11 protein-coding genes are annotated in these 12722 nt (G+C 29.5%); 10 read left to right on the top strand and 1 reads right to left on the bottom strand.

Features of this window, described 5'->3' with window-relative positions; translation table 11 throughout:
- Positions 1–21: 21 nt before the first annotated feature.
- Together coaBC and priA are read left to right on the top strand one after the other, a co-directional pair.
- The gene (gene coaBC / locus BQ7358_RS07555) at positions 22–1188 is read left to right on the top strand and encodes a bifunctional phosphopantothenoylcysteine decarboxylase/phosphopantothenate--cysteine ligase CoaBC (protein ID WP_062173284.1); all 1167 of its coding nucleotides are present in this window, start codon (positions 22–24) and stop codon (positions 1186–1188) included.
- 63 nt (positions 1189–1251) lie between these two features.
- Positions 1252–3603, top strand: a complete 2352-nt coding sequence (priA, locus tag BQ7358_RS07550) for a replication restart helicase PriA (RefSeq protein ID WP_072520428.1) — start codon at positions 1252–1254, stop codon at positions 3601–3603.
- A 172-nt stretch (positions 3604–3775) separates the two neighbouring features.
- On the opposite strand, the gene BQ7358_RS07545 is transcribed toward priA, so the two are convergent.
- A complete protein-coding gene (locus BQ7358_RS07545) occupies positions 3776–4228 on the bottom strand; it encodes a nucleoside 2-deoxyribosyltransferase (protein WP_174222373.1) in 453 nt (150 codons plus the stop codon).
- Between the two features lie 447 nt (positions 4229–4675).
- On the opposite strand from BQ7358_RS07545, the gene BQ7358_RS07540 reads away from it, so the two are divergent.
- From BQ7358_RS07540 to nusA, 8 genes are all read left to right on the top strand, one after another.
- Positions 4676–6421, top strand: a complete 1746-nt coding sequence (locus BQ7358_RS07540) for an ABC transporter ATP-binding protein (protein WP_062173290.1) — start codon at positions 4676–4678, stop codon at positions 6419–6421.
- Positions 6421–8157, top strand: coding sequence for an ABC transporter ATP-binding protein (locus tag BQ7358_RS07535; protein WP_072520427.1), 1737 nt, complete (start codon positions 6421–6423; stop codon positions 8155–8157). The genes BQ7358_RS07540 and BQ7358_RS07535 overlap by 1 nt, the downstream gene beginning before the upstream one ends.
- Positions 8158–8388: 231 nt before the next feature.
- Positions 8389–8562, top strand: a complete 174-nt coding sequence (gene secE, locus BQ7358_RS07530; RefSeq protein WP_021752586.1) for a preprotein translocase subunit SecE — start codon at positions 8389–8391, stop codon at positions 8560–8562.
- An 11-nt stretch (positions 8563–8573) separates the two neighbouring features.
- On the top strand, positions 8574–9119 hold the full coding sequence (gene nusG / locus BQ7358_RS07525; protein WP_021752585.1) for a transcription termination/antitermination protein NusG: 546 nt from the start codon (positions 8574–8576) through the stop codon (positions 9117–9119).
- Positions 9120–9173: 54 nt separating this feature from the next.
- Positions 9174–10013 (top strand): DegV family protein, encoded by an 840-nt coding sequence (locus tag BQ7358_RS07520; protein WP_062174718.1) that lies wholly within the window; start codon positions 9174–9176, stop codon positions 10011–10013.
- A gap of 16 nt (positions 10014–10029) precedes the next feature.
- A complete protein-coding gene (gene gloA / locus BQ7358_RS07515; RefSeq protein WP_062173294.1) occupies positions 10030–10410 on the top strand; it encodes a lactoylglutathione lyase in 381 nt (126 codons plus the stop codon).
- Between the two features lie 789 nt (positions 10411–11199).
- The gene (gene rimP, locus BQ7358_RS07510) at positions 11200–11664 is read left to right on the top strand and encodes a ribosome maturation factor RimP (protein WP_062173296.1); all 465 of its coding nucleotides are present in this window, start codon (positions 11200–11202) and stop codon (positions 11662–11664) included.
- A 21-nt stretch (positions 11665–11685) separates the two neighbouring features.
- A complete protein-coding gene (nusA, locus tag BQ7358_RS07505; RefSeq protein WP_062173298.1) occupies positions 11686–12717 on the top strand; it encodes a transcription termination factor NusA in 1032 nt (343 codons plus the stop codon).
- Positions 12718–12722: the final 5 nt, after the last annotated feature.

The following is a 12722-nucleotide window of genomic DNA, read 5'->3' as shown; positions in this document are numbered from 1 at the left end:
ATATTTTTATAGGAGAGCAAGATGAATATATTATTGATAGTTTCTGGTGGGATTGCTGCTTATAAAGCGATTGATTTATCAAGTAGTTTAATAAAAAAAGAAAATAACGTAAAAGTTATTCTAACGAATAATGCTAAGAAATTTGTTACGGAATTACCTTTTCAAACTTTGACAAAAAATAGAGTTTATGATGATACTTTTGACGAAGTTAATGAGAAAGAAATTCAACATATAGATTTAGGAAAATGGGCTGATAAAATTATTATTGCTCCTGCCACGGCAAATATTATTTCTAAAATAGCTAATGGCATTGCAGACGATTTGGCGACTTCTTTAATTCTTGCGGTAAAAGATTTGAACAAGGTATATATTGCACCTGCGATGAATACAAATATGTATACAAATCTTATTATTCAGGAAAACATAAAAAAATTAAGTAGTCTTGGTTTTAACTTTATTGAACCTGATTTAGGACTTCTTGCGTGTGGAGATGTCGGTCGTGGAAAGTTTCCTAATATCCAGAAAATAGTCCAATGTGTTTTTTCAGAAGAGAAAAAAATAAATAAAAAGGTTTTGGTGACTGCCGGACCGACCAAAGAGTTTATTGATCCGTTTCGTTGTATTACCAATCCTTCAAGCGGTAAAATGGGTATAGCTATTGCAGAAGCGTTTGCTAAGCACGGTGCAGAGGTTTTACTAATTACCGGTGTGAATTATGTCCCCATAAATAAAAATATAAAAATAATAAAAATAGTTAATACTCATGATATGTTTGAAGCCGTCAAAAATAACTTTTTAGAATATGATATAGTTATAAAAGCAGCAGCAGTATCTGATTATACACCTGTGGTAACTTATGATAAAAAAGTAAAAAAACAAAACGAAAATTTAACTATAGAGTTTAAAAGAACGGAAGATATATTAAGATATGTTGGAGAAAATAAAAAAGATAAACAAATTGTTGTCGGTTTTGCTGCCGAAACTAATAATATATTGGAGTATGCTAAAGAAAAAATAATAAAAAAACATCTTGACTATATTGTTGCTAATGATATTTCAAAAGAAGGTATAGGATTTGCTTCAGATAATAATGAAGTATATATAATTGATAAATTTGAAAATATAAAAAAAATAAATACGACTTCAAAAGAAAATATAGCACAAGAACTTGTTAATATACTTGAGTAGTAAATTAAAACACCGGGTAATTTATTTTTTGCTCGGTGTTTAATAATCAGAAAGGAGGCACATATGTTTGCAGAAGTAATAGTAGATGTCAATGCTTATAATGTAGATAGAACCTTTTATTATTTAATTCCGGAAGAATTACGTGGAGAAGACATTATAGGCTACAGAGTAGAAGTTCCTTTTGGTACGAGAATAGTTCAAGGATATGTCATAAATATTTTTGAACGCTACAATGGGGAAATTTCAGAGTTTAAATATATAAAACGTTTGAAAGATAATTTTCCTATTTTAACTAAAGAAATGTTGCTTCTTTCAAAGGTGATGGCTAATGAACTTTTTTGTACCAGAATACAAGTTATTGAAACTATAGTGCCAACTATTTTAAAAAATAAATACATAGAATATTATGAGTTGTTAGATGCTAATAAAACTCTTTTAATAGATTATGGAAAACATTTTAAAGATAATTTAATAGAAAAGAAAAAATTTGAAAAATTATTTTCCAAGCAGGAGATAGGATATTTATTATCGGTAAAAGCTATAAAATTAATTAGTAAAATAAAAGAAAATAATAATAAAGAAGTTGAATTATTTTTGGAGTTAGCAGATTATCATGGTAAGAAGCTCACTCAAAAGCAGAAAATTTTAGTGGCATACTTAAAACAAAATAAAAGGATTAAAAAAAATAAAGTAAAGGAAATCTTGGATATCGGAGTTTCAGTAGTTAAGAAGCTTTTAGATAATAATATTATAAAGATAGTTGAAATTGAAAAAGAAGAAAAAATGGATGACAACTATATAAATTCAAATAAATTAAGTATCTATCAAAAAGAAATTTTTAATAAAATTAAGTGTAATTTAGATAAAAATAAATTTAATGAATACTTACTTCACGGTATCACCGGTTCAGGAAAAACAGAAATTTATTTGAAATTGGTTGAGGAAGTTTTAAAGCTTGGAAGGGAGGCTATAATTCTTGTTCCTGAGATTATTTTAACTCCACAAATTGAGAAAAAATTTAAAAAGATTTTCGGAAATAATGTTGTGGTAATTCACTCAAGACTGACGGCACGAGAAAAATTTTTGGAATGGAAGAAAATTAAAGAAGGTAAGGTGAAAATTTGTCTTGGAACCCGTTCAGCGATTTTTGCACCGTTTGAAAAATTAGGGCTTATCATTATTGATGAGGAACATGAGAATAGTTATAAACAGTCAGACAATCCACGTTATGAAGCAAAGGATATTGCAAAGAAACGTGCGATTTATAATAAGTGTAGTGTAGTGTATGCCAGTGCTACACCATCTATTGATCTATATTATCGTTTTGAAAAAAACAACCCTAACAATTTATTAACATTAACACAAAGGTTTAATAATGTATTGCCTAAAGTAGAAGTGCTTCATGTTCATGATAAAGAAGAGGTAATTTCTAAAAAACTATTGAACAAAATAAAAGAAAAAATTTCAAAGAATGAACAAATTTTACTTCTTATGAATAAGCGTGGATATACAAACTATATTCGTTGTTTTTCTTGCGGTCATATGTACACTTGTGAAAATTGTGATATAAGTTTAAACTATCACAAGCATGATAATTCATTGAGATGTCATTTTTGCGGTTTTCATAAAAAAATAGCAAATATAAAAAAATGTTGCGACAATCCAGAACTTGTATCCGGGAATTATGGTATTCAACGTGTTGAGGAATATTTAAGAGAAAATATAAAAGATGTTAGAATTACAAGAATGGATTCAGATACTACAGGAAAAAAAGGTGCTTACGAAAAACTCCTTACGGATTTTAGAGAGTATAAATCGGACATACTTTTAGGTACACAAATGATTTCAAAAGGATTGGATTTTCCAAATATAACCTTAGTAGGAGTTTTATCAATAGATTCTCTTATCGCTATTCCCAGTTTTAAAGCAAATGAAAAACTATTCCAACTTCTTGTGCAAACGGCAGGAAGAGCGGGGAGAAGTGAAAAAGCGGGAGAAGTAATCTTTCAGACTAATGTTTCTAGTAGTATTATTGACTTTGCCATAAGACATAATTATAAAGATTTTTATAATTACGAATTAAAAAGGAGAAAATTAATAAATTATCCACCGTTTTGTAATATTTCGTTTATTACCATAAAAGGATATGCTGAAGAAAAGGTGAGTTTTGTTGCAAAATCAATTTATAATTTTTTAAAAGAAAAATACGGTGATAAAAATATTCTTGGACCAAATAAAAGTATATTTTATAAAATAAATAACGAGTATAAATTTAATATAGCTATTAGATTTCAAGAAGTTGATTATAAAAAACTTTATCCACTTTTGAAGTATATTAATAATTATTTTGAAGAAAGTTATGCTACACAAAAAATAACAATAACAATAGATAATTCAGCGTTAGATTATATGTAAATAGCTAGTAATTAAAAAATTATAATTTTATTAGAAATCAATTTTTAAGAATTACTTCGCACAGTTTATTAGATTTGGGAAAAATTCACTAAAGTAAACTCCCAAATCAATGAACTGCTGCGTTTAACAAATTCTATTAAAATTTTTAACTTCCAGATTAAATTTATTAGTTTTATGCTTTTAAGCAAAATAAGTTATCTAATTCCTCTATTGCTTCTTGGAAATTATATACTAATTTACCATGTTTTAATATACCGCCGAGAACGTAGTGATTCATAGCGTAGCTGGGGATATTATATTTATTTGAAGATTTTAGTCTTATATCAGAATTGATTGCGATAATTTTTTTCTCTAAGGCGATTGCTAAACCGAGTTCAACCATTACACCACTATCCTCATTTGTAACGTCGGCAAGAAAAATATCACATTCTTTTACTGCTATAGTATCTCCTGTAAAAATATCTTGTGGCGTTGGTAACGATTGTTTATTTTCGTTAAAGGGTTGTTCAATAGGGTTATAAATTGTTAGTTTATTTTTAAAATGTTCTTTTAGTAAACGCCCTTCTTTAAGACGTTGAGCGACTTCCGCCTCATTGAATAATGCACCTGCCAAGTATAATTTCATTATAGTTTACCTCCAATAATTATTACTTATAATTATAATATGATACTAAAAATCTTACAATAAAAAATATATAGCATTTAATAAAGAAAAAATTTGTGATAATATTATAAGGAGATAAAGTATTTTTGGTACAAACATTAAAAATTATAGAATAATGAATATTTTTATTAATTATGTGTAGAGTATATAAAGTTAATAATAAATTTCTGAATTAATTATTTGTTTTCTATTGTAAATTTTTTTTAAAAAAGACTAATGAAACCAAAATAAATATGTGCTATAATTATGGATACATTATTATTAAAAATTACGTTATTTGGAAAATATTAAATATTCTATAAGTCATGATTAGAAAGTTCAATTTTCAAATAACTTAGTTTAAAATGATCTTTTTCATAACTAAAATATTAAAGAAATGATTAAAGTATCATTATTGAAAGGAATTATATGAATTTTGCAAAACGTTTGAGTTGGTTTTTTAAATTAGAAAAGAAAAGATATATAATCGGAATATTATCTCTGGGATTTGTCAGTATTTTTAATTTAATTCCTCCTAAAGTAATTGGAAATGTAGTAGATTCAATAGGAGAAAAAACGTTAACGTCTAATAAATTAATTGTAAATTTAATTTATTTAATCGCTTCCGCCTTTATTATGTATGGATTAAGATATGTATGGAGAATATGTATTTTTGGTGCTGCTAATAATCTTGCGAGAATTTTACGCTTTAGATTATTTCAGCATTTTACAAAAATGTCACCATCATTTTATCAAAAATATCGTACGGGGGATTTAATGGCTCATGCAACAAACGATGTAAATGCTGTATCTATGGCGAGTGGTGTGGGTGTTATGTCTGCCGTTGATGCAAGCATAACAGCACTTGTTACATTGTTTTCAATGTTTTTTATGTTAAATGCTAAATTAACACTAATAGCGATTATTCCACTCCCGTTTTTAGCGTATTTCACAGGAAAACTGGCAACAAAAAGTCATAGAAGTTTTAAGGATTCACAGGAAGCATTTTCAGACTTAAATAATAAAGTGCAAGAGAGTGTATCCGGTGTTAGGGTAACAAAATCTTTCGGTTATCAAAAAAGTGAGAGTGCATCTTTTAATGAAATAAATGATATGGTATTTAATAAAAATGTTACAGCAGCCAGATATAGTGCTTTGTTCAGTCCAATGGTTTTGATATTTATTGGTTTTTCTTATATGCTAACTTTAGTATTTGGTGGAATTTTTATTCATCGTGGTAATTTAACCGTTGGAGAATTGATAACATTTATAACATATTTAGATATGCTTATTTGGCCGCTTCAAGCAATCGGTTATTTATTTTATATAGCGGAACGAGGAGAAGTTTCTTATTCACGTATAGAAAATTTACTTGCTGAGCAAAGTGATGTCGTAGAAACAGAGGATGTATGTTATAAACCGCAGGGTATAAGATTAGAATATAATATAGAAAGTTTTTCTTATTCAGATAAACAGGTGTTATCTAATATTAAATTTACTTTAAATAAAGGACAAACACTTGGTATTGTCGGTGTAACGGGTTCAGGGAAGACGACTTTACTAAAATTACTGCTAAGGGAGCATGATATAAAAAAGGGTGAGATTAAGATAGATGGTATCAATATAAAAAAGTATAAACTGAGTGTTTTACGAAGCCTAATGGGTTATGTTCCTCAAGAACAGATGCTTTTTGCCATGAGTATTAAAGAAAATATTCGTTTTGCGGATAATAATTTTACGGATAAACAAGTAGAAAATGTCGCAAAGTTATGTGGGGTATATGAAGATATAGTAAATATGACTGACGGTTTTGATACAATTATTGGAGAAAAAGGGATTTCACTTTCCGGTGGACAAAAGCAACGTTTAGCAATGAGCAGGGCTTTAATAATGAATCCTGAGATTTTGATATTAGATGATTCATTATCAGCGGTTGATGCTAAAACAGAAAATATAATTTTAAATAATTTGAAAGAAGAACGAAAAGGAAAGACGACGATAATTACAGCTCATCGTTTATCAGCGGTGGTTCATGCTGATTTAATACTGGTTATGAATGAAGGTGAAATTATTGAGCGTGGTACACATGAAGAACTATTAAGTAAAGACGGTTGGTATAAAGAAACGTACAATAACCAGCAACTAGAGGAAAAGCTGAAAGGAGAGTACCTATAATGAAAACAAAATCAGTATTTTTCAGATTGCTTGGTTATATGCTAAGATATAAAGTTTTAACATTAATAGCATTATTTTTTATATTATCTACAACATTGATAACAACGGCAATTCCGCTGATTGCTAGATATTACATAGACAATTACATAACAAAAACTTTAGCCGGAGCAGGGATTTATCTTCTAATAGTTTACTATGGATTATTTTTACTTCGTGTTATCGCTTCTTTTACTGGTGAATATTTCTTTGCAAAGGTGGCTCAAAGTGTTGTAAGAGACTTAAGAAATGAAAGTTTTGAACATCTTCAAAAACTTGGAATGGCTTATTTTGATAAAACACCAGTTGGGGCTGTAGTATCAAGAGTAACGAATGATACTCAAGCTGTAGCTGATATGTTCGGGACCATTTTTTCTAATTTTTTAAATTCAATATTAATGTTTACTGTGACAATTACCACTATGTTGGCATTAAGTGTTCGACTTACTCTTTTAATGATTATATTTATTCCGATAATGTTAGGGTCAATATATTTTTATCAAAGAATATCCGGTAGATTAGTAGCAATTACAAGGGAAAAGTTAAGTTCTTTAAATAGCAGATTGTCTGAAAGCATAGAAGGAATGAGAATAGTTCAGGTTTTTAATCAGGAAAAAAGATTACTATCCGAATTTGAAGAAATTAATAGAGAACATTTATATTATACAGACAAATGGTTAGTGGTGGATACTTTGTTTCTGCGCCCGGCAATGGCACTTTTTAAAGTGTTGGCTTATGCGGTAATTTTATCTTATTTCGGTTTCACATGGCAAAATTCAATTTTTAGCGCAGGGTTGATTTATGCTTTTATACAATATACTAATCAGTTGTTTAATCCTTTAATAGAACTTATGCAAAATTTTTCTATTCTTCAAGCGTCAATTATTTCAGCTAAACGTGTATTTGAATTAATTGACAATAAAGATTTTGAACCCAAACAACAAGATAAAGATTATAAAATAAAATACGGAAACATCGAATTTAAAAACGTAAGTTTTTCTTATGATGGTAAGAAAGATGTTCTTAAAAATATTTCATTTAAAGTTAATAAAGGGGAAACAATTGCTTTTGTAGGTTCAACAGGTTCAGGAAAGTCATCGATAATAAATTTATTTTTACGTTTTTATGAATTTAATCGTGGAGAAATACTCATTGATGGACAAAATATAAAAGAATATTCAATGAGTGAATTGCGAAAAAACATTGGTTTAGTGTTGCAAGAACCTTTTTTATATCACGGAACAATAGAGAGTAATATAAAGATGTATCAAGATAATTTAACAATTACTGATGTGAAAGAAGCGGCTAAATTTGTAGATGCCGACGAATTTATAGAAAAACTTCCTGACAAGTATCAAAATAAAGTAGCGGAACGTGGCTCAACTTTTTCCAGCGGGGAACGTCAATTACTTGCTTTTGCAAGAACAGTTGCTCTTAAACCTAAAATTTTAATATTAGATGAAGCAACAGCTAATATTGATTCGGAAACAGAAGAAACAATTCAACAATCACTTGCAAAAATGAGAAAAGGTCGTACTACTATAGCAATAGCACATAGATTATCAACTATTCAAGATGCAAATTGTATCTATGTACTTGATAAAGGTATAATTATTGAATCCGGTACTCATAAGCAACTGTTGGAAAAACAAGGAATATATTATAAAATGTATCAACTGCAAGCGGGTATGATGAAATAAAAAGAAAGTTTATAATTATAGATGAAATATGGTGTTTAAAAGAAATATTATTATTTAGTAAATAAATTTTTATACTTACTATTATAGTAACGTGTTGATAATAGTTATAAAATTTGATATAATGTTACACAGCGTAGATGATTTAATATGATTGGAATATATGGACTTATAGATTATACTATGTTATAATTTATTAGATATGGAAAATTTCTAAAAGGAGGAGTGCAATTAATGGTAAGATTTCTAAAAAATGTAGTTTCTGAAATGAAAAAAGTTAGTTGGCCGACGTTAAATGAACTTGTTAGAAAAACATTGATAGTTATAGTTGTAGTTGGGATATTGATGATGTTCAGCTACATAGTTGATTTAGGGATAACGGCTGGAATTAGACATTTTAGCAGATAAGAGAGGTTGTTATGAGCGATACAGTAACAAAAGAATGGTATGTTATTCATACGTATTCAGGATATGAAAATAAAGTAAAAGACAATATAGAAAAACGTGTAGAATCTTTAAATATGGAAGACAAAATTTTTAGAATAGTTGTTCCGGAAGAAAAAGAAATTATTGTTACACCGACTGGGAAGAGAAAAGAAGTTAATAGAAAAACTTTTCCGGGATATGTCCTTGTAGAACTTGTAATGACAGATGATTCTTGGTTTGTTGTAAGAAATACTCCGGGGGTAACAGGTTTTGTCGGCTCACATGGTGGGGGAACTAAACCAAGCCCGTTATTGCCGGAAGAAATTAACTTTATTTTACAACAAATGGGATTATCTAGTGTAGTAGATGTAGATATAGAAATTGGAGATCACGTTCGTGTTATTTCCGGACCATTTGTAGATATGGAAGGAAAAGTAGTTCATTTGGATTTATCTAACTACAAGGTTGATGTTATGATTGAACTTATGGGAAGAGAAACTAAAGTTGAATTAGAACTTTATAATGTGGAAAAATTCTAGGAAAGGAAAAGCTATCTTTTGATAGTCGCTAATAGAGTGAAAAAAATAGCAATTATGATGGACTCTACGGCATATCTTCCGGAAGAAATAAAAAAAGAATTGGATATCCGTACAATTTTTCTTAATATAATTATAGATGGAACTCCTTATAAAGAAATTGTGGATATGCCTGTGGAAAAATATAATGAGTATTTGAAAAATCCTAATAACACATTTCCTACTACCTCACAACCTGCGATAGGAGAAGTGGTAGCCTGTTTGGAGAAATTAAAAAAAGAGGGATATACAGATGTCATTTCGATAGCCTTGTCAAGCGGTATTAGTGGAACATTTTCTTCTTATTCAGTGGCAGGATTAATGGTTGATGGCATTAACGTTTATCCATTCGATTCAGAGATATCATGTTTACCGGAAGGGTATTACGCAATAAAAGCAGCTAAATTAATAAAAGAGGGTAAAAAACCTAAAGAAATAATTACTGCACTAAATGATATGAAAAAAATTTCTAAGGCATATTTTATGGTTGATGATTTATCACATCTTCAACGTGGTGGTCGCCTGAATGGAGCGCAAGCTTTGGTAGGAAACTTGTTACAAGTAAAACCCATTTTACATTTTGAAAATAAGGTGATAGTTCCATTCCAAAAAATTCGTACTTATAAAAAAGGAGTTTCCAGAATATTAGAACTTTTTGATGAATTCTATGAAGAGAATAAAGGAGAGAATATTCGAGTATGTATTCTTCATATTGATTCTCCAAATAACGCAATAGAAATAAGGGATTATATTAAAGATAATTATGTTGGTGTAGAAACGGAAATAGGTGAAATTAGTCCTGTTATTTCTACACATTTAGGAATTGGCTCGATTGCTTTAGGATGGACAATATTATAATAAAAGGAGTATTATCATGGTACAAACAATGATTCATACTTGTTACAGAGTAGCTGATTTGGAAAAATCAATAAAATTTTATGTAGAAGCATTTGATTTTAAAAAGAGTAGAGTAAGAGATTTTCCGGAATATAAGTTTACATTAGTATATCTAACTTTGCCTAATTCCAATTATGAGTTGGAATTGACATATAATTATGATCATGGTTCATATGATTTAGGTAATGGGTATGGGCATATTGCCATATCTGTTGATAATTTGGAAAAATTACATGCAAAACATGTTGAAGCCGGGTATGATGTTACTGATTTAAAAGGATTACCGGGGTTTCCTCCGAGTTATTATTTTATAAAAGATCCGGACGGATATAAAATTGAAGTCATACGTGCAGAATAATATATAAAAATTTGATTTTTGTATGTTATTATGTTACAATTATACTTGTATTGAAATAAATTACCGAAAGGGTGGTGAATTTTGAAAGTTCTCCGCTCTTTTATATTGGATAAAAATTATATATTTATATACAAAATATTATTTATTGCTGATTTTATAGTAGTATGGCAACCTTAAGAATTCTCTTTAATTCTTAGGTTTATGAGTGCCTTTAGCACGAATAAATCTTAGAAGTAAAGTATGCAACAGGAACTTGAATTTCAAGGAATGTAGTGACGATGAAATTCTTAGTTCCCACTGCTAACGTATGCAGTGGATTTCTTAAGGTTCACCTGAGCTTATAATCTCAGGTGAAGCCAGTATTCCACCACTAAGAACAGCAACGAACCTAATAGCAATGTTTGTAAGTAATGGTAAAATGCTAAAAGCATTTTACTTGGAGAATTTTATGCGTCAATTCTTTATTTATGAGTGCTATCTGCACATCATAAATATTAGAAGTGACGTATGCAAAGACACTAGTATCATCAAAGCCATAGGCGTAGATGATACACGTTAGTGTCAACTGCTGACCCGTGGCAGTAGCTACTAGCTAATCTTTTACTCACTTTGTTCGTAAAGATTAGAGTGGCCTTGCATACCTTACTTCTACGAATTAACCTAAGTTAGTTGTAGGCGTCCATACCACTGCTAACCATTGCTGGAATATTTGTAAAATAATATATATTTATTTCAACAGTATATTATATAGTGAAAAAATTGTTAAATGAAGATTGAGAGGTGGTTATTATGAGTATTGTCGAAAAGGTAAAAGTAATTTCCGAACAACAAACTAAAGATACGGAATATTCTCTTTATGATGTTGAATATGTTAAGGAAGGTAATGAGTATTTCTTACGTGTTTACTTTGATAAAGATGGTGGACTTACACTTGATGATTGTGTAGTATTGAGTGAACGGCTTGCGCTTGAATTAGATAAGGAAGATTTTATTAGTGATAAATATTATTTGGAAGTATCTTCTCCCGGCATAGAGAGAGATTTACGTAATTTAGTGGAAGTGGCTGATTCCGTAGGAAAACATGTTTATATTAAAACTTACGAAAAAATTGATAATCAAAAAGAGTTTTATGGTGATATATTGGAAGTCGTTGATAATGAAATAGCGATTGAGTATAAGGATAAGGCTCGTGTAAAAAGAACAAAGATTAATTATGAAAAAATTGCTAAAATTAGATTAGCTGTTAAATTTTAATAAAAAAAGGAGAATAAAAAAATGAGCAAGGATTTGCTTAAAGCTATAAAATTAATTGAACAAGAAAAAGGAATTTCTGAAGATATATTAGTGGAGGCTATTGAATTAGCGTTATTATCAGCATATAAGAAAAATTTTAATGCAGCAAAAAATGTTAGAGTGGATTTTAACAGAACAACTGGTGACTATAAATTTATTATAAGAAAAGATGTTGTTGAAGAAGTATATGATGATAGAATTGAATTTTCATTAGAAGATGCTTTAAAAATAAATCCAGCTTACGAAGTAGGGGATATTTATGAAGAAGAAGATTTTCCTAATGATTTTGGCAGAGTGGGTGCACAAGCAGCAAAACAGGCACTATTACAAAGATTACGAGAGGCTGAAAAAGAAATTTTATACAAAGAATATAGTGAATATGAAGGAGAAATATTATCGGGAACAGTCGATAGAATTGATACACGTTATGTTTATGTGAAACTCGGAAAAATTGAAGCTATTTTAGGAGAGAATGAAAGAGTAAAAGGTGAAATTTATGTTCCGCAATCACCAATTAAAGTATATATCGCCAAGGTAGATAATCCAACACGTGGAAGTAAACCTCATGTACTAGCATCACGTTCGCATCCGGAATTTATTCGTCGTCTATTTGAACAAGAGGTACCGGAAATTTACAGCGGTGTTGTAGAAATTAAAAGTATCTCACGTGAAGCAGGAGATAGAACAAAAATCGCTGTTTATACAGAAGATAAGAACATAGATCCGGTAGGATCATGTGTCGGAAATAAGGGTGAACGTGTAAAAATAATAGTTGATGAATTAAATGGTGAGAAAATAGATATTATAACTTGGGATTCGGATCCTATTAAATTTATCACTAATGCTTTAGCTCCGGCTAATGTTGAGGAAATTATTATTGATGAAGAGGAAAAAATTGCTAATGTTAAAGTAAATGAAGATCAATTATCTTTAGCTATCGGCAAAAAAGGGCAGAATGTCCGTTTAGCTGCAAAATTAACAGGATGGAAAATTGATATAAAAGCAGTTGAATAATTGAG

The sequence above is a fragment of the Gemella massiliensis genome (genome assembly GCF_900120125.1).
Lineage (GTDB): Bacteria > Bacillota > Bacilli > Staphylococcales > Gemellaceae > Gemella > Gemella massiliensis.
The sequence above is the reverse complement of the archived record's forward strand: the minus strand, read 5'-3'. Positions and strand labels throughout refer to the sequence as shown.